Genomic DNA, 24,638 nt, shown 5'->3' with positions numbered 1-24,638 from the left:
TTGCCTGGCGAGTTCGCCGAACCCCGGCCCGGCGGCGGTGATCCGGTCTAGCCTCGGCCTCAGACGCGACCGTTCCCGTCGCGGTGCCGACCGCTCGGAGGAAGCCGTGCACGCTCCGTATCCGCCGCCCCCGCCACCACCGGCCGTCGGCCGGGACCGGACCACGCTCTGGGGCGTCCTCGGCATCGTCTTCGGCCTGTTCTGCTGCGGCATCCTGGGCATCGTCTTCGGCGCGCTGTCGATCCGCGACGCCCGGCGCAACGGCAGGTCGCAGTTGCTCGGCTGGCTGGGCATCGCGTTCGGTGTGATCAACATCGTCGCCAGCGCCATCGTGCGCGCCCGGGGCAACTCGTACTACCCGTACTGGTACCGCTGAACGCGAGGGGCCGACCGGTTGCCCGGTCGGCCCCTCGCGTGTCGCTCGGCCGCTCAGCGGCCGGACATGAGCTCCCGCATCAGGTTGGCGGTCTCGGTCGGGGTCTTGCCGACCTTGACGCCCACCGCCTCCAGCGCCGCCTTCTTGGCGTCGGCGGTGCCCGCCGAGCCCGAGATGATCGCGCCGGCGTGACCCATGGTCTTGCCGGGCGGGGCGGTGAAGCCGGCGATGTAGCCGACCACCGGCTTGGTGACGTTGGCCTTGATGAACTCGGCCGCCCGCTCCTCGGCGTCGCCACCGATCTCACCGATCATGACGATCGCGTCGGTCTCCGGGTCCGCCTCGAAGGCGGCCAGGGCGTCGATGTGGGTGGTGCCGATGATCGGGTCACCGCCGATGCCGACGCAGGTGGAGAAGCCGATGTCGCGCAGCTCGTACATCATCTGGTAGGTCAGCGTGCCGCTCTTGCTGACCAGGCCGATCCGGCCGGAGCCGGTGATGTCGGCCGGGATGATGCCGGCGTTCGACGCGCCCGGTGAGGCGATGCCCGGGCAGTTCGGGCCGATGATCCGGGTGCGCTCGCCCTTGGCCTTGTTGTACGCCCAGAACGCGGCGGTGTCGTGCACCGGCACGCCCTCGGTGATCACCACGGCCAGGTCGATGCCGGCGTCGATCGCCTCGACCACGGCGGCCTTGGTGAACTGCGGCGGCACGAAGATGACAGTGACGTCGGCACCGGTCTCCTTCATCGCGTCCGCGACGGAGGCGAAGACGGGCAGCTCGGTGCCGTCGAAGTCGACAGTGGTGCCGGCCTTGCGCGGGTTCACGCCGCCGACCACGTTGGTGCCGGCGGCGAGCATCCGCCGGGTGTGCTTGGAACCCTCGGAACCGGTCATCCCCTGCACGATGACCTTGGAGTCCTTGGTCAGCCAGATAGCCATTGTCAGACCCCCGCAGCTGCCAGCTCGGCGGCCCGCTCGGCCGCGCCGTCCATGGTGTCGACCCGCTGGATCAGCGGGTTGGCCGCGCCGTCGAGGATCGCCCGGCCGGCCTCGGCGTTGTTGCCGTCGAGGCGCACGACGAGCGGCTTGGTGGCCTTCTCGCCGCGCTGCTCCAGCAGCGCCAGCGCCTGCACGATGCCGTTGGCGACCGCGTCGCAGGCGGTGATGCCGCCGAAGACGTTGACGAAGACGCTCTTGACCGACGGGTCGGACAGGACGATCTCCAGGCCGTTCGCCATCACCTCGGCGCTCGCGCCGCCGCCGATGTCGAGGAAGTTGGCCGGCTTGACGCCGCCGTGCCGCTCGCCCGCGTACGCGACCACGTCGAGCGTGGACATGACCAGGCCCGCGCCGTTGCCGATGATGCCGACCTCGCCGTCGAGCTTGACGTAGTTGAGGTCCTTGGCCTTCGCGGCCTGCTCCAGCGGGTCCACCGACGCCTGGTCGACCAGGGCCTCGTGGTCCGGGTGCCGGAACCCGGCGTTCTCGTCCAGGGTGACCTTGGCGTCCAGGAGCAGCAGCTTGCCGTCCTTGGTGGTCGCCAGCGGGTTCACCTCGACGAGCGTGGCGTCCTCGGCCACGAACGCCTGCCACAGCTTGACCGCGACCTCGACCACCTGGTCGGCGACCTCGGCCGGGAAACCGGCCGCGGTGACGATCTCGCGCGCCTTGGCCTCGTCCACGCCGGTGTTGGCGTCGATCGGCGCCTTCACGACCCGCTCCGGGGTCTCGGCCGCGACCTGCTCGATGTCCATACCGCCGGCCACGCTGGCGATGCAGAGGAAGGTGCGGTTCGCCCGGTCGAGCAGGTACGAGAAGTAGTACTCCTCGGCCACGTCCGCGGTCACGGTGATCATGACCTTGTGGACGGTGTGACCCTTGATGTCCATGCCGAGGATGTCGGTGGCCCGGGCCACCGTCTCCTCCGCGCCCTCGGCCAGCTTCACGCCGCCGGCCTTGCCGCGGCCACCGACCTTCACCTGCGCCTTGACGACCACCCGGCCGCCGAGGCGTTCGGCGATCGCGCGGGCCTCCTCCGGGGTAGTGGCGACGCCGCCGGCGAGCACGGGCAAGCCGTGCCGCTCGAACAGGTCCCGCCCCTGGTACTCGTACAGGTCCACGATTGCGCGTCCCGTCCCGTCTCCGCGGCGCGCCGTCGCGCCGCCACCAGCTTCGGAAAATCAGTTTGACGCCTGTCATCAGATGAGACAGGCCATTTGCCGCAGCCTAACGAGATGGGAACGGGCGGCAACCGAGCGGGTGCGGGGTGTGCGGTAATGCACAGGCCGTCGTCCGGCCGGTCCGGGCACGGCCGCACCGGCGGGCGCGGGCGTAAGCCGTCCGGGGGATCTCCGGACCGGGGCGTAACCGCCCGTCGGGGGCGTCGTTGAGTGTGATGTCGGCGCGCTGGTCAAGCGCGGCGACGGGAGCGGCCGATGCCCTGTCGGTCGAGGGGTGGCGGCGGGGCATCGTGCATAGAGGGGCCGGGCGTGTGAGGGGTGCGTCCGGCCCCTCCCCCGTGCCCGGAGCCGGGAACGCGGGGGCCGGACAGCGAGCGCCGACGACGCGGCGGGTCAGCCGACCGGCTGGGCGACGTTCTCCCGTACCCACTCGACGATCGACCCGGTGGTGGCACCCGGGGTGAAGATCTTCGCGACGCCGAGCCGCTCCAGCTCCGGGATGTCGGCCTCGGGGATGATGCCGCCGCCGAACACCACGATGTCGGTCGCGTCGCGCTCGGTCAGCAGTTCGACGACGCGCTTGAACAGCGTCATGTGCGCGCCGGAGAGCACCGACAGGCCGACCGCGTCCGCGTCCTCCTGGATGGCGGTCTCGACGATCTGCTCGGGCGTCTGGTGCAGGCCGGTGTAGATGACCTCCATCCCCGCGTCACGCAGGGCACGGGCGACCACCTTCGCTCCCCGGTCGTGGCCGTCCAGGCCGGGCTTCGCGACGACGACCCGGATACGAGAGCTCATCTGCGCACACCTTTCACCGGCACTCCTGACCTGAACGAACGGTAACCCGGCCGGACCGGAGGCGGGAAGCGGGGCCGGACCTTCCCACATACGAGCCGTCCCCCCTACCGCCCGCTCGGGTACGCGGAAAGCCGGACACCTCCGCCGTTCGGTCACTGTCCGCGACGAATGGGCAGTCGACGGACCATCCGACTGGCGGCACGAGATATGACAAGGCCGGATGGAATCGGACATAAAGAATCAGCATTTCGGCGCTTCGGCTTGTGACAGGAGTGGCTGTTGGCTAACGTGTCCACGGTTGTCATCAGGTCCACGGACGGGTGATGACGCGACACCGGAGGTTCGACAGAGCTTCACCGAACGGTCCGGAGTCGCATCGGATCCCCGACAACGGAGGGTGTGCGTGCGCCAGCGCCTGTCGTCTGAGCCCGATCGCTATCGCGGCCGCCGCCGCGTACCCACCCCCCCGCGGAGCCGCTACGCCGCGGTGGTCACCACCGCGTTCGTCGGCGCCGGCATCGTCGCCATCGGCGCGAACGCCCTCCCCGACGCCAAGAGCGTCAACCCGTCGGTCCTGGACGAACTCCGGCAGGCCTCGGTCGCCAGCCAGGACGCCGCCGCCCGTGCCGACAGCGCGGACGCCCCCTCCCGTTCGGACCGCTCCGACCGCAAGGCCGCCGAGCAGGACCCGTGGCTCCTGCCACTGCACGGCTACGACTTCAAGTCCCCCTACGGCATGCGCTGGGGCAAGCTGCACACCGGCATCGACCTGGTCGCCCCGGAAGGCACGCCCTACAAGGCGGTCCACGCCGGCACCGTCACCAAGGCCGGATGGTTCGGCGGCTACGGCTACGCCGTCATCGTCCAGCACTCCGACGGCAGCGAGGCCATCTACGGCCACTCCTCCGCGGTGACGGTCAAGGAGGGCCAAGAGGTGAAGGCCGGCGACCAGCTCGGCCTGGTCGGCAACACCGGCCACTCCTACGGCTCCCACCTGCACCTGGAGATCCATGTCAAGGGCCAGCCGCAGGACCCGGTGGCGTTCCTCAAGGATCGCGGAGTGGACATTCAGCTCGAAGTCGAGGCGGTTTACAGCGACGCAGCCGCGTCCTGACGCTCCGTAACGCCTCTTAACCGCCCGGACCGCACGGTCCGGGCGGTTTCGTCTGTGCCGATGTCTGCCACGTCACACCGACGAGTGTGACCGGGAGCACACGCACCGAAGATCGTCTCTTCGCCCGAACCGGCCGGCCGGTGGAAAACCGGACGCGCCGCGACGGCCACGCGCCACCGCCTCCGCACCCCCATACCCGCTGCGACCTGCACCGACACCAGTATTTCGAGGTCACGTGCCCCTCGAAACCGATGAAGGATCCCGTGCAGCACAGCAGCCCCACCCCGGACAACGCTCCCGCCCGGCACCGGCGCCCGCGCCGCGCCCGGCGCACCGTCTACGTGGTCACCGGCGCGGTGGCAGTGCTCGGCCTCGGCATCGGTGGCGTGGTCGTCACCACCGCCCCGTCCGACCCCACCCCGGCCGCCGTCGACCTCGGCGTGGCGGCCCGCGCCGACGACGCCGCCCGCGCCGACCGTTCGGCCCGTGAGCCGGTCACCCCGTCCGCCGTACCGGCCAGCCCGTCGCCGAGCCCGAGCGCGACCACCCCGGCGCCGAAGAAGACGGCGACCGCGAAGCCCAAGCCGAAGCCGAAGAAGACGACTGTGGCGAAGAAGCCCACCTGGGTCGTCCCGATGAAGGGCGCCGACATCACGTCCTGCTACGGGCCCCGCTGGGGCACCCAGCACGCCGGCATCGACTTCGCCATGCCGGCCGGCACGCCGATCCACGCCGCCGCGGCGGGCACCGTGGTCAAGGCCGGTGACGTGGGCGACGGCTACGGCATCTCGGTCTTCATCGACCACCACAACGGCTACCTGACCCACTACGCCCACCAGAGCCGGCTCGCAGTCGCCGTGGGCGACAAGGTCAAGGCCGGTCAGGTCATCGGGTACGAGGGCTCCACCGGCGACTCCACCGGCCCGCACCTGCACTTCGAGGTGCACCAGGGCGCGATGTGGAACCAGATCGACCCGGCGCCGTTCCTGCGCGCCCGGGGCATCGACGTGGCCTGCTGAGGGCGCCACGACAGGAGGAGGGCCCGGCCCGGCCACGAGCCGGACCGGGCCCGCCCGGCGTTCAGAGTTTGTCGATCGGGGCGTGCCGCAGCACCAGCCACATGGTCTGGTCGCCGAAGTCGATCTGGGCGCGGGCGCCCGGCCCGGCACCCTCCACCGCCAGCACCCGGCCCAGGCCGTACCGCTGGTGGTTGACCCGGTCGCCCACCGAGACCTTCGGGGCCTGCTTCAGCTCGCTCGCGGTGGCCAGGCGGCTGGCGTCCACGCCCAGCCGCTTCGCCAGCTCGGTCGCCTTCGGCGTGCCGCCGGCGAAGCCGCCGCGGCCCACGCGGTCCGCCCGGCCGCCGACGCCGCCGCCCCCGCCACCCCACGAGGTGTACGACCCCTCGGTGCGCTCCCAGCGGACCAGCTCCGGCGGCAGCTCCTCCAGGAACCGCGACGGCGGGTTGTAGGCGGGCGCGCCCCAGGCGGACCGGGTCACCGCGCGGGACAGGTAGAGGCGCTGGCGGGCCCGGGTGATGCCCACGTACGCCAGCCGCCGCTCCTCCTCCAGCTCGCGGGTGTCGCCGAGCGAGCGCAGGTGCGGGAAGACGCCGTCCTCCAGGCCGGTCAGGAAGACCACCGGGAACTCCAGGCCCTTGGCCGTGTGCAGCGTCATCAGCGTGACCACGCCCTGATGAGGCGCGGCGTCGTCTGCCTCGGCGCCGTCAGGCGCCGAGCCCGGTGACGCAGGGATCTGGTCGGCGTCGGCGACCAGCGCCACCTGCTCCAGGAAACCGGCGAGCGTGGCCCGCTCGTCGTCGGCGCCGAGCGCCTCGATCCGCTCGGTGTACTCCCGGGCGACGCTCACCAGTTCCTGGAGGTTGTCCACCCGGCCGGCGTCCTGCGGGTCGAGGCTCTCCTCCAGCTCGGCGAGGTAGCCCGAGCGGGTCAGCACCGCCTCCAGCACCTCCTCCGGGGTGCCGGTGTCGGCCAGCTCCCGCGCCGCGTCGAGCAGCGCGACGAACTCGGCGATGCCGTTCGCCGCCCGGGTCGAGATGCCCGGCGCGTCCTTGGCCCGGCGCAGCGCGGCGCCGAAGGAGATGCGGTCCCGGGCACTCAGCGCCTCCACGCACGCCTCGGCCCGCTCGCCGATGCCCCGGCGCGGGGTGTTGAGGACCCGGCGCAGGCTCACCGTGTCGTCGTCGTTCACCACCGCGCGCAGGTACGCGAGCGCGTCGCGGACCTCCTTGCGCTCGTAGAAGCGCACCCCGCCGACCACCTTGTAGGGCAGGCCGACCCGGATGAACACCTCCTCGAACACGCGGGACATGGCGTTGGTGCGGTAGAACACCGCCACGTCGCCCGGGCGGGTCTCGCCGTCGTCGACCAGCCGGTCGATCTCCCGGGCCACCCAGTCGGCCTCGGCGTGCTCGGTGTCGGCGACGTACCCGACGATCTGCTCGCCGGACCCGGCGTCGCTCCACAGCCGCTTCGGCTTGCGCGAGGTGTTGCGGTCGATCACCGCGTTGGCCGCGTTGAGGATGGTCTGGGTCGAGCGGTAGTTCTGCTCCAGCAGGATCGTGCGGGCGTCGGTGAAGTCCCGCTCGAACTCCAGGATGTTGCGGATGGTCGCGCCGCGGAACGCGTAGATCGACTGGTCGGCGTCACCGACCACGCACAGCTCGGCCGGCGGGATCCCCTCGGTGCCGGAGACCAGCTCCTTGATCAGCACGTACTGGGCGTGGTTGGTGTCCTGGTATTCGTCGACGAGCACGTGCCGGAACCGCCGCCGGTAGCTCTCCGCGACGTGCGGGTGCGACTGGAGCAGGTGCACCGTCGTCATGATCAGGTCGTCGAAGTCCAGCGCGTGCGCCTCGCGCAGCCGCCGCTGGTAGAGCGTGTACGCCTCGGCCAGCGCCCGCTCGTTCGGCCCTTTGGCCCGGCCGGCGAACTCCTCCGGGTCGACCAGCTCGTTCTTCAGGTTCGACACCTGGGCGGCAAGGCCCCGGGCCGGGTAGCGCTTCGGGTCCAGGTCCAGCTCGCGGGCGACCATCTGCATCAACCGGCGCGAGTCGTCCGCGTCGTAGATCGAGAACGTCGACTTCAGGCCGGCGTGCTCGTGCTCGGCCCGCAGGATGCGTACGCAGGCGGAGTGGAACGTGGAGACCCACATGAGCCGGGCTCGCGGGCCGACCAGCGCGGCCACCCGCTCCTTCATCTCGCCTGCGGCCTTGTTGGTGAACGTGATCGCGATGATCTCGCCGGGGTGCACGTCGCGGGCGGCGAGCAGGTAGGCGATCCGGTTGGTCAGCACCCGGGTCTTGCCGGAGCCGGCACCGGCCACGATCAGCAGCGGGGAGCCGGCGTGGGTCACCGCGTCCCGTTGGGGGCCGTTGAGGCCGTCGAGGAGGGCGGCCGGATCCGACCCGGCGCCCCCGGGACGGCGCGGCGGGGTCGGCCGGGACTCCGGCGCGGGCGAGGACTCCGGCGCGGGCGGGGATGTGGGAATGTCGAAGAGAGGATGCATCGCAGCCCGAGTCTATGCCGCCGGGCGGACACTTCCCCGCCCGCGCCGCCGCTGCGCGCACGCCGTCACGTCTCACCTGTTGGTGCGTCTTCTTGCGCGCCCGCCCGGGTGGTCGGCATACTCGACGACGTGTTCGATCAGCGCTCCTTTTTTTACTACGGCACCGGGAGTCCGGCAGCCGTGGGTCGCGCCTGATCACAGACCTACGAAACGCCCCGGGCTCCTCAGAGCCCGGGGCGTTTTCGTTCCGGGATCCGGGTACCGGGCCCGAGCCCCGAGAGGGACGACGATGATGACTGACGTGGTGGAGTCCAGCGGCAGCCCGGCGCGCAACGGCCGGCCGGCCGGCGGCGACCCGACCGGTGCCGCGGCGGCCCGGACCGGCACCGACGACGCGGCGGCGGCGGAGCGGATCGGTGAGATCCGGCGGCGCATCGACGAGATCGACCGCACCCTCATCGCGCTCTGGCAGGAGCGGGCCGCGCTCTCCCAGGAGGTCGGCGCGACCCGGATGGCCTCCGGCGGCACCCGGCTGGTGCTCTCCCGCGAGCGGGAGATCCTGGAGCGGTTCCGCTCCGAGCTCGGCGCCGACGGCACGCAGCTCGCGCTCCTGCTGCTGCGCGCCGGCCGCGGCCCGCTGTGACGCGGTGACGTCCCCGGATACGACGAACCGCCTGCCGGCGTCGAGCTGACGCCGGCAGGCGGTCCGGAACGGATCAGGCCACCTCGTGGGTGACGACGATCTCCCGCTTCTCCGCGAAGTGGCAGGCGCTCGGGTGGTCCGAGCCCGGCCGGATCTGGAGCAGCGGCACCTCCTGGGCGCAGACGTCCTGCGCCTTCCAGCACCGGGTGCGGAACCGGCAGCCCGAGGGCGGGCTGACCGGCGACGGCACGTCGCCTTGGAGCCGGATGATCGCCTTGCTCTCGCGCACGGTCGGGTCCGGCACCGGCACCGCCGACAGCAGCGCCTGGGTGTACGGGTGGGTCGGCCGCTCGTAGATCTCGTCCTCGGTGCCGATCTCCACCATCTTGCCCAGGTACATCACGGCGACCCGGTCGGAGAGGTGCCGCACCACGGACAGGTCGTGGGCGATGAAGACGTACGACAGCCCGAACTCGGCCTGGAGCTTCTCCAGCAGGTTCATCACCTGGGCCTGGATCGAGACGTCCAGGGCCGAAACCGGCTCGTCGCAGACGATCACCTCGGGCCGCAGCGCCAGCGCCCGGGCGATGCCGATGCGCTGCCGCTGGCCGCCGGAGAACTGGTGCGGGTAGCGGTTGATGTGCTCCGGGTTGAGGCCGACCAGGTCGAGCAGCTCCTTGACCTTGCCGCGTCGGCTGCCGCGCGGAGCCACCTCGGGGTGGATCTCGAACGGCTCGCCGATCAGGTCACCCACAGTCATCCGGGGGTTCAGCGAGGTGTACGGGTCCTGCATCACCAGCTGGATCTGCCGGCGCAGCCGCCGCAGCGCGCCACCGGAGAGCTTGGAGATGTCCTGGCCCTTGTAGAGCACCTGACCGGAGGTCGGCTTCTCCAGGTTCATCAGCACCCGGGCGAGCGTCGACTTGCCGCAGCCGGACTCGCCGACCACGCCGAGCGTCTCGCCGGCCTTGAGCTCGAAGGAGACGCCGTCGACCGCCTTGACCTGACCGATGGTCTTCTTGAACACCACACCCCGGGTCACGGGGTAGTGCTTGACCAGGTCACGGACCTCGATGATGTGTTCAGTCACGGTTCACCAGCTCCTCGGCGAAGTGGCAGGCGCTGGCCCGGCCGCTGCCCAGTTGCAGCAGCGGCGGGACCTTCTCCCGGCACACCGGCTGCGCCATCGGGCAGCGCGGGTTGAACGCGCAGCCCGGGGGGATGTTCATCAGGTTCGGCGGGAGGCCCTTGATGGTGCGGAGCTCCTGCCCCTTCTCGTCCATCCGCGGGATCGAGTTGAGCAGGCCGAGCGTGTACGGGTGTCCCGGCTTGCGGTACAGGTCGTAGACGTCGGCTTCCTCGACGATCCGGCCGGCGTACATGACCGCGATCCGGTCCGCGACGTCGGCGACCACGCCGAGGTCGTGGGTGATCAGGATCATGCCCATCTGCCGTTCCCGCTGGAGTTCACCCAGCAGGTCCATGATCTGGGCCTGCACCGTCACGTCCAGCGCGGTGGTCGGCTCGTCGGCGATCAGCACCTCGGGGTCCAGCGCCAGCGACATGGCGATCATGGCGCGCTGCCGCATACCGCCGGAGAACTGGTGCGGGTAGTTGCTGAACCGGCCCTTGGCGTTGGGGATCTTCACCTGGTCGAGCATCTCGATCGCGCGCTTCTTGGCGTCCGACCGGCTCATGCCGCGCCGGATGCGGAACTGCTCGGCGATCTGGAAGCCGACCGTGAAAACCGGGTTGAGGGCCGAGAGCGAGTCCTGGAAGATCATGGCGATGCCCTCGCCACGGATCCGCCGCCGCTGCTCGGGGGACATGGTGAGCATGTCCTTGCCGTGGAAGCGGACCTTGCCGCCGGTGACGAAGCCGGGCGGGGTGTCCAGGATGCCCATGATGGTCTGCGCGGTGACGCTCTTGCCGGAGCCGGACTCGCCGAGCACGGCGAGGGTCTCCCCCGCGTCGACGTGGTACGTGACTCCGTTGATGACCTTGGCGACGCCGTCCCGGGTGCGGAACTCCACCCGAAGGTCGTCGACCTCGAGCAGGCGGCCCGAGGGGCGGCCGGATCCGTCGGCGCCCGGCGAGGACTGCTCGGACACGAGAATGTCGGACAACTCAGTTCCCCTATCGGAGCTTCGGGTCGAGGGCCTCGCGGACCGCCTCGCCGAGCATGACGAAGCTCAGCACTGCGGTGACGAGGAACGCGGAGGGGAAGAACAGCAGGAACGGCGAGACCCGGATGTAGTTCTGCGCCTCGCTGATCATGATGCCCCAGGAGACCACCGGGCTCTTCAGGCCGATGCCCAGGAACGAGAGCGTGGCCTCGGCGCCGATGAACGAGCCGACCATGATCGTGCCGTAGACCAGCAGCGGGGCCAGGCAGTTCGGCAGCAGGTGCTTGAGGATGATCCGGCCGGTGCCGGCGCCGAGCGCGCGGGCCGCGACGATGTAGTCGGCCTCCTTGGTGGCGAGCACCGAGGAGCGCATCAGCCGCATCACGACCGGCCAGCTCAGCACGCTCAGGGACAGGATGACCAGGCCCATGATCGTCCACTCGCCGTTGTCGCTGCCGGACCCGTTGAACGTGGTCAGGATGACGATCGAGCCGAGCACGAACGGCAGGCCGAAGAAGATGTCCGCCACGCGGGACAGCAGCGCGTCCACCCAGCCGCCGCGGTAGCCGGCGATGATGCCCATCGCGCCACCGACGAGAAGCGTCAGGACGGTGGAGACCACCGCGACCACGATCGAGGCACGGGCGCCGTAGATGACCCGGGCGTAGACGTCACGGCCCTGCACGTCGTAACCGAACCAGGCGGAGGACGACGGCTCGACCCGGCTGCGCTCCAGCGTGCCGTTCACGGCGTCGCCGGACGTGAACAGCGACGGGAAGGCCGCCATCACGAGGAACAGCACGATGAACGTCGCCGAGATCCAGAACAGCGGCTTGCGACGCAGGTCGATCCAGGCGTCGCCGAGCAGGCCACGGGGCTTCTGCTGCTTCGCGCTCTCCGGCAGGCCGGCGTTTGTGGGAGCGCCCGAACCGGCCTCGGTGGGCATGGTCGCGGGCGGCGTCGACACGATCGACGCGGTACTCGGGTCACTCATGCCCGCACCTCGCTGCGCTCGTCGCGGGCGTGGTTGCCCGCGCAGACTGCTGGGACGATTCGTTCGCTGCGACGGTCACTCATAGCGGATCCTCGGGTCGAGGGCGGCGTAGAGCAGGTCGACCACCAGGTTCATGACGAGATAGACGAGCACCAGCACCACCACGATGCCGACAACGGTAGCGCTCTCCTTCGTCACGATCGAGCGGAGCACCTGGCGGCCGATGCCGTTGATACCGAAGATGCCCTCCGTCACGATCGCGCCGCCCATCAGGGCGCCGAGGTCGGTGCCGAGCAGGGTGACGACCGGGATGAGCGAGTTGCGCAGCAGGTGCACGCCGACCACGCGGCGCATGGGCAGGCCCTTGGCGATCGCGGTGCGGACGTAGTCGGCACGCCGGTTCTCGGCGATGCTCGTACGCGCCACCCGGGCGATGTACGCCATCGATGCGCTTCCGAGCACGAAGCCCGGCACGATCAGTTCGCTGAACCGCATCTCGTTGGACACGGTCGGGTTGATGATGCCCCACTTCACACCGAGCAGCCACTGCAGCACGAAGCCGATGACGAAGACGGGCAGGGCGATCAGGAAGAGGGTGGAGACCAGGACCAGGTTGTCCAGGAAGCCGTTGCGCCGGAGACCGGTGAGGATGCCCGCGCCGAGACCGATCACGGCCTCGATGGCGAGGGCGACCACCGCCAGCTTCAGGGTGTTCGGGTACGACGTGGCGATGATGTCGCTGATCTCGCGACCGCCGAACGTGATACCGAAGTCCCCCTGCACGAGGTTCTTCATGTAGCTCGCGTACTGCACCCAGATCGACTCGTCGAGGTTGTACTTCTCGGTCATCATGGCCCGGTAGTTCGGGGGGCAACCGCGGTCGCCGCACTTGCCGGCGAAGGGGTCACCGGGCACGGACCAGACGAGCCAGTAGATCAGGAACGTCGTACCGATGAACACCGGCACGAGTTGCAGCAGCCGTCTCAAGAGATAACGGCCCATGGGGTGGTCCTCCAGACAGGGAGCGCCGGGTGAGCCGGCGCGGCGGCGACAACGTGCGAGGGGTTCGTTGTACACCCCCTCGCGGAACGGCCCCGGGTCGGGCTCACCGGTAGGCGAGCCCGACCCGGGGTCAGACCGTTCGGATCAGAGCTCGACCGAGGTGATGTCGAGCTCACCGACGTTGGACAGCTCCAGCTTCTTGATCTTCTCCGAGTGGCCGGACTGCTGGCCACCGAAGTAGATCGGCATGGAGGGGACGTCCTGGTCGATCAGCTTGACGGCCTCAGCGAACTTCTTGTGGGCCTCCTCGAGGCTGGGGGCCGCGGAGGCCTCCTTGGCGAGGGCGTCCACCTGCGGGTTGCTGTACTTGCCGTCGTTCGAGGAACCACCGGAGACGTAGAGCGGGTTGATCCAGTTCTCGACGTCCGGGTAGTCCTGCTGCCAACCGGCCCGGTAGGCACCGGTCATCTTGTAGGCGTTGATGTTGGCGCGGAAGACCGCGAAGGTCGGCACGCCGACGGCAACCGCGTCGATGCCCAGGTTGGTCTTGATCTGCTGGGCGACGGCCTCCATCCACTCCTTGTGGCTGGCGTCCGCGTTGTACGACAGGGTCAGCTTGCCCTGGAAGCCACCGGCCTCGGCGAGCAGCGCCTTGGCCTGGGCCACGTCGAACTTGCAGGCGGTGCAGTTGCCCGGCTCGGCGCCCGGGGTCAGCGGGTTGGCCCAGCTGTCGGCCGGCTTGCGGTTACCGAAGAAGATCTTGTCGGTGATCGACTGCCGGTCGATGGACAGCGAGATCGCCTTGCGCAGCTTCGGGTTCTGGAAGCGCTTGTCGTAGATCGGGAAGGCGATGATGCCGGTCGACGGGGTGGTCGAGGCCATGGCCCGGTCGCCCAGGTCGGTCTTCCACTTCTCGCCGGCCAGCGCGGAGACCGGAACCTGCTGCTGGAAGTCCAGGTTGCCGGCGAGCAGGTCGTTGTACGCCGCCGTGTCGTCCTGGTAGATCTTGACGGTGACGTCCTTGATCTTCATCTTGTCGCGCAGGCTGTAGTCGTCGAAGCGGGTCAGCTTGATCTCGACGTCGTCCTGCCAGGAGACCAGGCTCACCGGGCCGTTACCGATCGGCTTCTTGCCGAACGTCGCCGGGTCGGACGAGAAGAACGCGTCCGGCAGCGGCATGAAGGCGCTGTAGCCCAGCTTGGTCGGGAACACGGCGGTCGGCGCGGAGAGCGTGACCTCGAAGTTCCAGTCGTCGACGACCTTCAGGCCGGACATCTCCTTGGCCTTCGGCTCCGGGGCCTTCTTCGGGCCGTCCGGGCCGTCCGGGTCCTCGGTGTAGACCTCGTCGAAGCCCTGGATGTCGGAGAAGAAGGAGGCGTTCTGCGCGCCGTTCGGGCCGTAGGCAGCCCAGTTCCAGGCCTTGACGAAGCTCTCGGCCTTGACGGTGGTGCCGTCGTGGAACTTGGTGTTCTGCTTGATCTTGATCTTGAAGACCTTCGAGTCGCTCGTGTCGATCGACTCGGCGAGCAGGTTCTGCGGCGCCCCACCGTTGTTGGGGTACTCGACCAGGCCGCTCCACACCCAGTCGATGATCTTGCCGCCACCGGTCTCGGTGGTGTTCGCCGGAACCAGGGGGTTCTCCGGCTGGGTGCCGTCGATGACGATGGCGCCGTCCTTGCTGGCGCCGGCGTCGCCACCGTCGTTGTTCCCGCTGGAGCAGCCGGACGCGACGAGCGCGAATGCCGCGCCCACCGCGAGCGCGCCGCTCGCCCGCTTCGAGACTCTCATTCCGAGGGGCCTCCTCTTTCTAACCTGGTTCCGTCGTGAGTTTCACGCACGTCTTTGGGGGTGACACCACCGGCGACCCGAACCGCAGGACGCCGGTTTACCGCAGAGGAATTCGGGACACCCCAGGGGTACCGATCCGCCGGGCGCCACACCCTGGACGAGACATCGCGCAGGGCCGTCGGCCACGTAGCGGCGCTGATGGCGGCGTCACGTGGTCGGCAGGCCCGTCGAGATGCCTCACACCGGGGGGTGAGGTGCTGCCACTGTGACACCAACCGGCCCTTTCCGTGAAGGTGCCGTTATCAAGCCGTTAGTTGGTCGCCACGTTGCCGATACTTGAGAAAAGATCACAAAGCGTACGGACGATAGGGCCCTGAACAGGCAAGACGGGCATAGAAGGGTCGACAAGCATCCCTGCGCCAGGGAGGTTGTGACGTTCACCGCGCCGACCTCGGCGCCTCCCACGGGCAGGCGACTGTCGCGTTTTCTGTCCGTCCGGATGATGCCACGCCGACTGAGCGGGCGACAGGGCCACCCGGGGGTACGAGGCCGCCGAGGCCCCGCCCCCGGGCGGACGTGGGATTCCTAGACCAGCCGGCGGTCGGCGGCCCAGCGGGACAGCTCGTACCGGTTCGACATCTGGAGCTTGCGCAACACGTTGGAGACGTGCGTCTCGACCGTCTTGATCGAGATGTACAGCTCCTTGGCGATCTCCTTGTACGCGTACCCCCGGGCGAGCAGCCGCAGCACCTCGCGCTCGCGGTTGGTGAGCTGGTCCAGCTCGGGATCGGCCACCGGCGCGTCCGGCCGGGACGCGAACGCGTCGAGCACGAACCCGGCCAGCCGCGGGCTGAACACGGCGTCGCCGTCGGCCACCCGCCGGATCGCGTCGGTCAGCTCCTCCGGCGAGATCGTCTTCGTGACGTACCCCCGCGCGCCGGCGCGGATCAGGCCGATCACGTCCTCGGCCGCGTCGGACACGCTCAGCGCCAGGAACCGCACCTGCGGGTGGGTACGCCGCATCGCCTCCAGCACCGCGCGGCCGCCGCCGTCGGGCATGTGCACGTCGAGCAGCACCACGTCCGGCGCGGTGGCCGCGATCCGGGTCACCGCCTCGGCCACCGAGCTGGCCTCGCCGACCACCTCCACCCGCGCCCCCAGCTCGGCGCGGACGCCGGCCCGGAACATCGCGTGGTCGTCGACGAGGAACACCCGCAGCGGCCCGCGCGGCGCCGTACCCTCGACCGGTTCCTGCTCGGACATGTCACTTGTCCCTTTCCGCCGTGGAGCCGGAGCCGCTGATCGGCAGGATCAGCCGGACCTCGGTCCCTTCCCCCGGCTCGGACCGGATCTCCGCCCGGCCGCCGTGCCGCTTCATCCGTCCGATGATCGAGCCCCGGACGCCGTGCCGGTGATTCTCCACCGTATCCGGGTCGAAGCCCTTGCCCCGGTCCCGGACGAACACGCTCACCTGCTCCGGCTCCACCTCGGCGTACAGCGAGACGGTCTGCACACCGGCGTGCCGGGCCGCATTGACCAGGGCCTCCCGGCCGGCGGCCACGATCGCGCCCACCCGCTCGTCGGTCTCCCGGTCGCCGACCACCACCACCTCGACGGTGATGGCGAACGTGTCCTCCACCTCGGCGGCTGCCTGCTCCAGCGCGGCCGCGAAGCGCTCGGTGGGCGAGGCGGTCGGCTTGTAGAGCCAGTTGCGCAGCGAGCGCTCCTGACCGCGGGCCAGCCGCTGCACCGTCTTGACGTCGCTGGCGTTGCGCTGGATCAGGGCCAGCGTGTGCAGCACCTGGTCGTGCACCATCGCGGCCAGTTCGGCGCGCTCCTGCTCCCGGATGCGGCCCTCCCGCTCGGAGCGGAGCTGGTTCCAGGTGCGCCAGAGCACCGGACCGGTGACCACACCCACGCCGGCCAGCCCGACCAGCGCGAAGATCACGCCGTTGAGCACCGCGTCGAAGTTCTGTGACGGCGAGTAGACGGCGGCCACGCCGATGATGCCGACCGCGACGAGCACGCCGCCGCCGATGAAGCGCAGCACGAACGCGCGCCTGTCGCTCTCCTCCACCACCGCGCCCAGCCAGGGCACCGCCGAGTCGCCCCACTGCCGGCGGCGCTCCGGGGCGGCCTGGTGCCAGATGACGCCCGCGCCGACCGCGATGATCGCGACCAGCCAGCCGGCGGTACCGGCCGCGCCCACCGAGTTGAACGCCACCACCTGGAGCAGCAGCACGCCGAGCCCGATCACCACGAACGGCAGCAGCTGGGCCAGGTCGCGGCGGGGCGGGGCGGCGGTGTCGCCGGGGCGGGGCGGGACCACCGCCCAGAAGGCGGCGTAGAGCAGCAGCCCGAGCCCGCTCAGCCCGAGCAGCACCATGAACGCCACGCGGACCCGCAGCACCGGGATGCCCAGGTGCTCGGCGATGCCCGCGGCCACGCCGGCGGCCAGCCGGTGCTCGGTGGCCCGGTAGAGACGCGGGGCGTGCGGGGCGGGGGTGCTGCTGATCGGAGGCTCCCAGGTCGAGGCGGATGTGCCGACGGCGCGCCGACGCTCAGATCGTCACACGGTTACGACGCCGCGGACCACGGGGACGCCCCGGAGTTTCACCGGCGGTGGATCTCAGGGTGGGGTCAGGGTCGGGTCCGGAGGCTGCTCGGGCGGCCGGGGCAGCAGTATCGAAGGCATGAACGAGGACGCTGCCCGTCCGCCCCGCCCCTGGGCGGCAGCACAGGACGCCCCGCCGCCGCCCCCGCCGGGAGCGGCGCCCACCACCGACCAGGCGAGCCCGCCGCCCGGCGGCGGCACGCCGTTCGCCGGTCCACCACCCGGTGGGTACGCCCCACCGCCCGGCGCCGCCGGCTTCACCACCCGGTACGGCCTGGTACGCCCCCGCGAGGGCCGCTACCTGGCCGGGGTGTGCGCCGCCATCGGCCGGGCCACGAACACCGATCCGGTGCTGTGGCGCGTGCTGCTGGCCGTGCTCGGCTTCTTCGGCGGCATCGGCATCATCGTGTACGTCGCGGGCTGGCTGATCATCCCGGGTGAGGGCGACACCGCCTCCCCGGTGGAGGCCATGCTCGGCCGGGGCCGGTCCAGCATGTCGCCGATCACGGTGATCGTGCTCGGCATCGTGGTGGCGCTCGGCTTCGCCTACGTCGTCACGGACGGGTTCCGGGCGATCCTGCTCGGCGCGGTGATCCTGGTCGGCGGCGCGCTCCTGCTCAACCGCGAGCAGCGCGGCCCGGGGCAGCAGCCGGCTCAGCCGGTGCCGCCGCACGGTCCCCCGCCGGGTCCGGTGCCGCCGGTGGCCTGGCCCGCACCGCAGGCCCCGGCGCCGGGTACGTGGACCGCGGCTCCCCCCGCGGCGCCGTGGACCGGCACGCCCGCCGGACCGGCACACCCCGGGGCGGCGCCGTCCGGCGTCCTGCCCGCCGAGCCCGGCTACCCCCCGCCCGGCCGGCCCGAGCCGGGCTATCCCCCGGTGCCCGCCTCCCCGGCGCCCGCCGCCGAGCCGGGCTACCCGCCGGCGTCCTCGCCCGAGCCCGGTTACCCCCCGGCGTCCTCGCCCGAGCCCGGTTCCGAGCCGGGGCACCCGGTCACATCCGACGCGGAGCGCGAGCCGGGCCCCTCCGGGCCCGCTACCGGCTACCCGACGCTGCCGGCGCCGGGCTGGCCCGCCGCGGCAGGCACCCGGCCGGGCCCGTCCGAGCCGACGACGGTGGGGATGCGGCACGTGACCGGGCCGGTCGCCGACACCGCCGCCTGGCCCGCGTACGGCGGAGACCCGGCCTGGCCGGGCGCGCGCGACGCCGGTGCCCGGCTGGACGAGCCGGCCGCCGTGCCGCCGCCCGCGCCGGTGGGCGCACCGCTGCCGCCCGGCGGGTACCGGCCGCCGTTCGCCCCGCACGGCCCCTACGCCGGATCGCCGCCCGTCCCGCCACCGGTACGGCCGCCGCGACCGCCGAAGCGGCCCAAGGAGCGCTCGGCGCTCGGCGCGATCACGTTCTCGCTGATCTTCCTGGCGCTCGGCTTGGTGGCGATGCTCGACCTGCTCGACGTCTTCCCGGTCGGTGCCGCCGGCTACTTCGCCGCGGTGCTCGCGACCATCGGCCTCGGCCTGCTCGTCGGCACCTGGTTCGGCCGGGCGCGCTGGCTGATCGCCCTGGGCCTGGTGACCGCGGCGGCGCTCGGCATCGCCACGGTCGCCGAGTCCTACGACCGGGTACGCGGCATCGACGGCAACGTCACCTGGGCCCCGACCGACCTGCGCGACCTGGCGAACCGGTACGAGAACAACCTCGGTGACGCCACGCTCGACCTGCGCGGGATCGACTTCGACAAGCAGGACGTGCAGGTGACGGTCGACGTGAACCTCGGCAACGCGACAGTGGTCGTACCGCCGGACGTCGACGTGACCACGGTGGCCGACGTGAACGCCGGCGACGCCACCGTCTTCGGCCGGAGCAGCGGCGGGCTCGGCGGTCGTCAGTGGGAGACCACCGACGTCGGCGCCGACGGTCCCGGTGGGGGCAAGCTGCGCCTCTTCGTCCACGTGAACGCCGGCAAGCTGGAGGTGACCCGGTGAAGGCACACCGTACCGACGTCGTGTCGTTCGCTTTCGGACTCGTCTTCCTCGGTCTGTCCGTCTGGTGGCTGCTGGCCCGGATCCTCGGTCTCTCCGTACCCCCGGTCGGCTGGTTCCTGGCCGGTGGGCTGGTGCTGATCGGCCTGCTCGGACTGATCGGCGCGCTGCGCTCGGGTCGCGCACCGGAGCAACCCGCGACGCCGCCCACGCCGGACGTCACGGTCTCGGCGCCGTACGGCTCCCCCGCCGCCGGCCCGGAGACGCCCGACGGCACGGGGACGACCGACGGCGCCGACGAGTGGGCCACCGAGGCCACCACGGACTCCGCGGAACCGGCCACCCGCGAACTGCCGGCGCTCGATCCACCGGCCGACGAGGCGGCTCCACAACGCCGTACACCGGGGGATCCGGCCTGACCGCGCCACTGCGGCGCCCTTCGGACGCGGCCTATGCTGGTCGGCGGAGATCTCGCCTCCGCCGGCCGGCCCCGCCCCCGACCATGCCGGAGCCGCCGGTCGGGTCGCCGGAGCCGCCCCGTCCGTTCGCTATCTCGTCAGGAGCCCGTCCGACATGACCCAGTCCCCCGCCGTGCGTGTCACCGGTCCCACCGGTGCGGTCCGCATCGGCGAGCGCGCCGCCCGCACTTTCGTCAGCGAGTTCGCCCGGCGTAACGACCCGAAGGCCGGCCTGCTGGTCGGCGCGACCCCGGAGTCCGCAGTGCTGGCCGCCGCGATCGAGGCACTGCTGCCCGGCGACCGGCTCACCGTGGTGCCGGCGGAGGGCGCCGCGGCGGCCGCGCTGCGCGACCACGTCACCGCGCAGGGCCGCTGGGTCGCCGACCGGGTACGCGTGGTCGACACCCTCGCCGAGGCGGACGCCGCCGCGGTGGTGGTCGTCGCCGAGCCGTTCACCGGCACCGCGGACGAGGCGCGCGTCGCGATCGACGGGCTGGCGAAATACCTGGCCGAGGGCGCGGTGCTGAGCGTCGCCGCGCCGCTGTTCCGCACCGGGGGCGCCGACGGCGAACTGGACCGGCAGGGCGTGCTGCACGGCGTACGCAGCGACCTGGTGCTGCGCAACACCCCGCCGGTACGCGTGCACCACCTGCGGTTCACCCCGGCGCCGGTGGCGCTCGCGGCCTCGCTGTCCCCGGCGTACCGGCCGTCGAGCGTGCCGCTGACCCGGGGCATGCACATCGACTCCAACGGCGTGGCCGCGGCGGGCATCACGCTCGGCCTGGCCGCCCTGGCCCGGGCCGCGCGGCCGAAGTCGAAGCTCTGGCTGCTGCCGGCGCTGGCCGCCGCGCCGGTGGCCGCGTTCTTCCGCGACCCGGAGCGGGACGTGCCGGAGGACCCGTCGGCGGTGGTCGCCTCGGCGGACGGTCAGGTGCTGTCCGTGCAGCGCCTGCAGGACGAGCGCTTCGGTGACGGCGAGTGGCTGCGGATCGCGGTGTTCCTGTCGGTGCTGGACGTGCACGTCAACCGCTCCCCGGTGGCCGGCAAGGTGGTCGACTACTTCGTCGCCGACGGCGGCTTCGTCAACGCCATGAAGCCGGACGCCGAGCACAACGTGGCGGCGTACACGGTGCTGGACACCGACCACGGCACCGTCGTGGTGGCGCAGCGCACCGGGCTGATCGCCCGCCGGATCGTGCAGCGGGCGCCAGTCGGCTCGCTGCTGGCCCGGGGTGAGCGCTTCGGCCTGATCCGGTTCGGCTCGCGTACCGACGTCTACCTGCCGGCCGACGCCGCGGACCCGCTGGTCGGTCCGGGCGACAAGGTGGTCGGCGGCGCGACGGTGATCGCCCGCTGGCGCTGAGCGCCGGACACGAAGAAGGGGCGCCGCTGCAGCGGCGCCCCTTCTGTCGTTCTCGGATCAGGCGGTACGGCGCTGGTGCAGCCAGAGCAGCGGCCCGCTGACCAGGTAGCCCACCACCACGAACGCGAAGGTGAGCCGGATGTCGACGAGCGCGCCGATCACCGGGGCCAGCCAGAGCCACGGCGGCAGCTTCAGCAGCCGGGCGAGCTTCGCGTACGGGAAGCTGGACACCATGGCGAAGGCGAGCAGCGCCACGCCGGCCACCATGACCAGGCCGGGGACCGGCACGCCGATCGCCACGGTCAGGGCGAGCACCGCCGCCGCCATGGTGGTCGGCACGCCGCAGAAGAAGCGGCCGTCCTTCGGCGAGACGTTGAACCGGGCGAGCCGGATCGCCGCGCAGGCGGCGACGAGCGCGCAGGAGACCGCGGCGGCCGCCGGGGGCACCGAACCGGCCAGCGAGGCGTAGACCACGACCGGCGCGGCGAGGCCGAACGAGCACATGTCGGCGAGCGAGTCCATCTGCGCGCCGAACGGGCTGGCCACGCCGAGCTTGCGGGCCAGCGCACCGTCGAGGCCGTCGAACGCGACGCACGCGATCAGGCAGATCGCGGCGAGCTGCACGTCACCGCGCATGGCCAGGAAGATGGCCAGCATGCCGAGCATGAGGCTGCTCAGCGTGCACGCGTTGACGAGCGCGAACTTGGCCCGGCGGGCGGCGGTGCGCTCACCCGGCAGGAGCGGGATCGACATCGCCGGGGACTCGTCGTCGACCGGGGCGGCGGGGGCGAGCGCCGGGCTCACCGGGCGTACCGCTTCGATGTCGGTGTCGAGCCGGCCGTAGCGGATGCGCTGGCGGTCGGAGTAACGGTGGTCGGGGGTGACCAGGTCGGTCCCCGAGACGGCCGCGCCGTCCCGGCGGCCCACCCGGACCAGCAGCACCTGGCGGGCGAACGTGCTGCTGCGGCGCAACCTGCCCGCCCAGCGACGCCCTGCGGGGCGCGGACTGTCAGTCGTACGACGCCGGCGCCATGGGGCTCTCGGCACGTTTCCTCCATCACCGGATCGGCTGGCCGCCCACGGCGGGGCGGGGGTCCGGCTGTCTCGTGCCGGACCTTTCGGGTCCGGCAGCCCTTTTGCGGAGTACACCATTGCACAGGGGACAGGGGCTTGGCGATAGCTGCCGGCGGTACTTATATCTCCCTTAACCGCGCGAACCGCCCACTCATTCCCATCTCGGGCCACAACGCCCGTTTTCGTCGGTCAGCCGTACTTCCGACTGTACCGGAGGTCACCCAGGGCGGCTCGGCGAGCGATTCAGCTCACCCGCTGCCCGGTGGCCCGGGCCGCCACGTCGGTCATCGACAGACCGGTGACCTGCTCCCTGGCGAACCAGGCGGCCCGCGCGGTCGAGCCGCCGGCCAGCTCGGTCACCACCGCGTCGGTCGGCGCGTCCACCCGTACCCGGTAGATCACCCGGACGCCGTGCCAGTCCAGCGGGCGGCCCTCCGGGCCGAGCGCGGCCGGGTTGTGCAGGTTGTCCACGGCGATCAGGTCGACCACCCGGCCCAGCTGCCCGGCCTCCTCGACCAGCTCGCGCAGCAGCCCGGCGGCCGGCTGCTCGCCGTGGTCGGTGCCGCCTCCGGGCAGGTGCCAGCGGCCCGCGCCCGGGTACCCGTCGGCGATCATGGTGAGCAGCACCCGGTCGGCCGGGTCGGTGACCAGCCCGTACGCGGCGAAGCGCTGCCGGCGGTCGACGGACGGCCCGGCCGGTCCGGCGGGCAGTGCCCGGGGCAGGCCGGCCGGCAGCGGAGTCACCGGCAGGCCGAGCAGCTCGGCGGTGAACGGCATCAGCGGCCGGGCGGCGGCCTCCTCGGGGGCGAACCAGCCGACCTCGTCGCTGCCACCGGCCGGCTCGGGCCGCAGCCGCCCGCCGCGCGCCTCCACCTCGAAGATCAGCCGATCGGTGTGCAGCGCGATCCCCAGGTCGGCGAACGCGGCCACGTCGGCCACCGCGGCCCGGATCGCGCCGGGCGCCACGGTCAGGCCGGTCTCCTCGGCGAACTCGCGTACCACGGTGTCGGCCGGGTGCTCCGCGTGCTCGACGCTGCCACCGGGCAGCTGCCACACCCCCGGGTACGGGCACTTCGCCGAGCCACGCGCCAGCAACACCCGCCCCTCGGAGTCCCGCAGCACCCCGTAGGCCCCGACCCGCCGCAGCTGTTCCACCCGCACCACTCCCCCGCACCCGAGCGCCCCACTCCGTCGATCATGAGGTTAGCGGTACCGAGGCGGACATTTCGCGCCGTCAACTTCATGATCGCCGGGGTGGAGGCCCGGGGTGGGAGGTTAGAGGAGGTGGGCGGCCTGGACTGCTTCGGCCGTCACCTCGGTGAGGCGGTCGGTGGGGAGGGCGCCGAGTTCCTCGCGGCGGAACCAGCGGGCCTCGCAGGTGGAGCCGCCGACGTCGGCCACGGTGGGCGGCGCGGGCTGGTCGACCACCACTCGGTAGAAGGCGCGTACGCCGTGCCAGTCGATCGGGTAGCCCTCCGGGCCGAGCGAGGCGGCGTCCCGGTGACTGGCCACCCCGAGCAGCTCGACCAGGCGGCCGGTCTGACCGGTCTCCTCGACCAGTTCGCGGATCAGCGCCGCGCCCGGCTGCTCGCCGTAGTCGGTGCCGCCGCCGGGCAGGTGCCAGCAGCCGGCGCCCGGATAGCCGTCGGACACCCGGGTCAGCAGTACGCGCTCCTCCGGGTCTGTCACCACCGCGTACGCGGCGAAGCGCTGCGCCCGGTGCAGCCCGTCCGGGCCGGGGACGGCGTAGAACGAGGGGAACTCGGGCACCTCCTCCGGCACGATGTCGTCGGTGGAGGTGGGCAGGCCCAGGGCACGTGCGGTGAACGACCGCAGCGGAAGCTCCCGGGCCTCGTCGAGGGTGAACCAGCGGGCCAGGTCGGTCGGCCGGTCGACCCGCTCGGTGAGCGTCCCGCCCCGGACCGACACGGTGTAGAGCAGCCGGTCGGTGTGGATCGTGATGCGCCGCTCGGGCAGCGCCCGCATGTCGGCGAGCACGTCCTGGAGGCCGGCGACCGCCACCGAGAGCCCGGTCTCGGCCGCGGTCTCCCGGACGACTGTGTGTTTGGGGTCCTCACCGTGGTCGACCGCGCCTCCGGGGAGCGACCAGGTGCCGGGGGTGCCGGAGCGCTCCGATGCGCGGACCAGCAACACTCGGCCGTTTGAATCAGCACAAACTGCGTATGCCGCGATCCTGCGGAGCGGCTCCAGCGAGGTGGTCACGGGAGCAAATTCTCCCCGGAGCGGGTTACCGACATCGAAAAGAGTCAGATTCCTGACTCTTCGCTGGCGTCTCAGGGACGGTTCAGGGTAGGCGTCCGGGCGGTCACCGAGGTCGGCCGCCGCAGCGCGCGGGACCGTTGACACATGACCTTCCCGAACCCCTCCCAGGCCCCGTACAAGCAGCTCCGCCGACCGGTCAGCGACCGCATGATCGCCGGTGTGGCGAGCGGCCTCGGCCGCTACTTCGCCGCCGACCCCACGCTGATCCGGGTGATCTTCGCGGCCGCCACGGTGCTCACCGGCGGGCTCGCCGCGCTCGCGTACCCGATCATGTGGTTCCTGATGCCCGAGGAGCCGGCCGGCGCGCCCGCCTGGCC

22 protein-coding genes are annotated in these 24,638 nt (G+C 71.7%); 8 read left to right on the top strand and 14 right to left on the bottom strand.

The genetic code is table 11. The features are described from left to right. Positions 1 to 106 precede the first annotated feature (106 nt). Positions 107 to 376, top strand: coding sequence for a DUF4190 domain-containing protein (locus tag OC439_RS26680; protein ID WP_135241993.1), 270 nt, complete (start codon positions 107 to 109; stop codon positions 374 to 376). A gap of 53 nt (positions 377 to 429) precedes the next feature. On the opposite strand, the gene sucD is transcribed toward OC439_RS26680, so the two are convergent. The 3 genes from sucD to OC439_RS26665 form a co-directional block, all read right to left on the bottom strand. After that, the gene (gene sucD / locus OC439_RS26675; protein WP_262015834.1) at positions 430 to 1,317 is read right to left on the bottom strand and encodes a succinate--CoA ligase subunit alpha; all 888 of its coding nucleotides are present in this window, start codon (positions 1,315 to 1,317) and stop codon (positions 430 to 432) included. A gap of 2 nt (positions 1,318 to 1,319) precedes the next feature. Further along, on the bottom strand, positions 1,320 to 2,498 hold the full coding sequence (gene sucC / locus OC439_RS26670; RefSeq protein WP_135241995.1) for an ADP-forming succinate--CoA ligase subunit beta: 1,179 nt from the start codon (positions 2,496 to 2,498) through the stop codon (positions 1,320 to 1,322). A gap of 453 nt (positions 2,499 to 2,951) precedes the next feature. Continuing rightward, positions 2,952 to 3,356: a cobalamin B12-binding domain-containing protein gene (locus OC439_RS26665; protein ID WP_013288515.1), complete on the bottom strand. Its 405-nt coding sequence runs from the start codon at positions 3,354 to 3,356 to the stop codon at positions 2,952 to 2,954. 403 nt (positions 3,357 to 3,759) lie between these two features. Between OC439_RS26665 and OC439_RS26660 the strand changes: the two genes are divergently transcribed. Further along, complete coding sequence (locus tag OC439_RS26660) at positions 3,760 to 4,470, top strand: M23 family metallopeptidase (RefSeq protein WP_262015833.1); 711 nt, start codon at positions 3,760 to 3,762, stop codon at positions 4,468 to 4,470. A gap of 251 nt (positions 4,471 to 4,721) precedes the next feature. After that, positions 4,722 to 5,489, top strand: coding sequence for a M23 family metallopeptidase (locus tag OC439_RS26655; protein ID WP_262015832.1), 768 nt, complete (start codon positions 4,722 to 4,724; stop codon positions 5,487 to 5,489). 61 nt (positions 5,490 to 5,550) lie between these two features. On the opposite strand, the gene pcrA is transcribed toward OC439_RS26655, so the two are convergent. Next, positions 5,551 to 7,998: a DNA helicase PcrA gene (gene pcrA, locus OC439_RS26650; protein ID WP_262015831.1), complete on the bottom strand. Its 2,448-nt coding sequence runs from the start codon at positions 7,996 to 7,998 to the stop codon at positions 5,551 to 5,553. Positions 7,999 to 8,287: 289 nt separating this feature from the next. On the opposite strand from pcrA, the gene OC439_RS26645 reads away from it, so the two are divergent. Then, positions 8,288 to 8,641, top strand: a complete 354-nt coding sequence (locus OC439_RS26645; protein ID WP_135242001.1) for a chorismate mutase — start codon at positions 8,288 to 8,290, stop codon at positions 8,639 to 8,641. Between the two features lie 73 nt (positions 8,642 to 8,714). Here the strand turns inward: OC439_RS26645 and OC439_RS26640 are convergent, their stop codons facing one another. The 7 genes from OC439_RS26640 to OC439_RS26610 form a co-directional block, all read right to left on the bottom strand. Then, positions 8,715 to 9,731, bottom strand: a complete 1,017-nt coding sequence (locus OC439_RS26640; RefSeq protein ID WP_135242002.1) for an ABC transporter ATP-binding protein — start codon at positions 9,729 to 9,731, stop codon at positions 8,715 to 8,717. Then, complete coding sequence (locus OC439_RS26635; RefSeq protein WP_262015875.1) at positions 9,724 to 10,752, bottom strand: ABC transporter ATP-binding protein; 1,029 nt, start codon at positions 10,750 to 10,752, stop codon at positions 9,724 to 9,726. The genes OC439_RS26640 and OC439_RS26635 overlap by 8 nt, the downstream gene beginning before the upstream one ends. Before the next feature lie 25 nt (positions 10,753 to 10,777). Further along, complete coding sequence (locus tag OC439_RS26630) at positions 10,778 to 11,761, bottom strand: ABC transporter permease (protein ID WP_262015830.1); 984 nt, start codon at positions 11,759 to 11,761, stop codon at positions 10,778 to 10,780. A 75-nt stretch (positions 11,762 to 11,836) separates the two neighbouring features. Next, positions 11,837 to 12,763 (bottom strand): ABC transporter permease, encoded by a 927-nt coding sequence (locus OC439_RS26625; RefSeq protein ID WP_252449641.1) that lies wholly within the window; start codon positions 12,761 to 12,763, stop codon positions 11,837 to 11,839. A 144-nt stretch (positions 12,764 to 12,907) separates the two neighbouring features. Next, the gene (locus tag OC439_RS26620) at positions 12,908 to 14,551 is read right to left on the bottom strand and encodes an ABC transporter substrate-binding protein (RefSeq protein WP_262015829.1); all 1,644 of its coding nucleotides are present in this window, start codon (positions 14,549 to 14,551) and stop codon (positions 12,908 to 12,910) included. A 585-nt stretch (positions 14,552 to 15,136) separates the two neighbouring features. Continuing rightward, positions 15,137 to 15,814, bottom strand: a complete 678-nt coding sequence (locus OC439_RS26615) for a response regulator (RefSeq protein WP_030501521.1) — start codon at positions 15,812 to 15,814, stop codon at positions 15,137 to 15,139. A gap of 1 nt (position 15,815) precedes the next feature. Continuing rightward, on the bottom strand, positions 15,816 to 17,066 hold the full coding sequence (locus OC439_RS26610; RefSeq protein WP_262015874.1) for an ATP-binding protein: 1,251 nt from the start codon (positions 17,064 to 17,066) through the stop codon (positions 15,816 to 15,818). A 178-nt stretch (positions 17,067 to 17,244) separates the two neighbouring features. Between OC439_RS26610 and OC439_RS26605 the strand changes: the two genes are divergently transcribed. From OC439_RS26605 to OC439_RS26595, 3 genes are all read left to right on the top strand, one after another. Next, complete coding sequence (locus tag OC439_RS26605) at positions 17,245 to 19,146, top strand: PspC domain-containing protein (protein ID WP_262015828.1); 1,902 nt, start codon at positions 17,245 to 17,247, stop codon at positions 19,144 to 19,146. After that, the gene (locus tag OC439_RS26600; protein WP_262015827.1) at positions 19,143 to 19,562 is read left to right on the top strand and encodes a hypothetical protein; all 420 of its coding nucleotides are present in this window, start codon (positions 19,143 to 19,145) and stop codon (positions 19,560 to 19,562) included. The genes OC439_RS26605 and OC439_RS26600 overlap by 4 nt, the downstream gene beginning before the upstream one ends. Before the next feature lie 154 nt (positions 19,563 to 19,716). Next, a complete protein-coding gene (locus OC439_RS26595; RefSeq protein ID WP_262015826.1) occupies positions 19,717 to 20,964 on the top strand; it encodes a phosphatidylserine decarboxylase in 1,248 nt (415 codons plus the stop codon). 57 nt (positions 20,965 to 21,021) lie between these two features. Here OC439_RS26595 and OC439_RS26590 read toward each other — a convergent pair whose 3' ends face one another. The 3 genes from OC439_RS26590 to OC439_RS26580 all read right to left on the bottom strand — a co-directional run bounded on the left by OC439_RS26590 (position 21,022) and on the right by OC439_RS26580 (position 24,261). Further along, positions 21,022 to 21,936 carry a CDP-alcohol phosphatidyltransferase family protein gene (locus OC439_RS26590; RefSeq protein ID WP_262015825.1) on the bottom strand — a complete coding sequence of 305 codons (915 nt, stop codon included), beginning with the start codon at positions 21,934 to 21,936 and terminating at the stop codon, positions 21,022 to 21,024. Between the two features lie 345 nt (positions 21,937 to 22,281). Further along, on the bottom strand, positions 22,282 to 23,193 hold the full coding sequence (locus OC439_RS26585) for an NUDIX hydrolase (protein ID WP_262015824.1): 912 nt from the start codon (positions 23,191 to 23,193) through the stop codon (positions 22,282 to 22,284). 120 nt (positions 23,194 to 23,313) lie between these two features. After that, complete coding sequence (locus OC439_RS26580) at positions 23,314 to 24,261, bottom strand: NUDIX domain-containing protein (RefSeq protein ID WP_091426217.1); 948 nt, start codon at positions 24,259 to 24,261, stop codon at positions 23,314 to 23,316. 144 nt (positions 24,262 to 24,405) lie between these two features. On the opposite strand from OC439_RS26580, the gene OC439_RS26575 reads away from it, so the two are divergent. Beyond that, a partial coding sequence (locus OC439_RS26575; RefSeq protein ID WP_262015823.1) for a PspC domain-containing protein occupies positions 24,406 to 24,638 on the top strand: 233 nt, incomplete at its 3' end.

It is taken from the genome of Micromonospora sp. Mcm103 (assembly GCF_024519755.1).
GTDB lineage: Bacteria > Actinomycetota > Actinomycetes > Mycobacteriales > Micromonosporaceae > Micromonospora > Micromonospora aurantiaca.
This window is presented reverse-complemented; position numbering and strand designations above follow the sequence as displayed.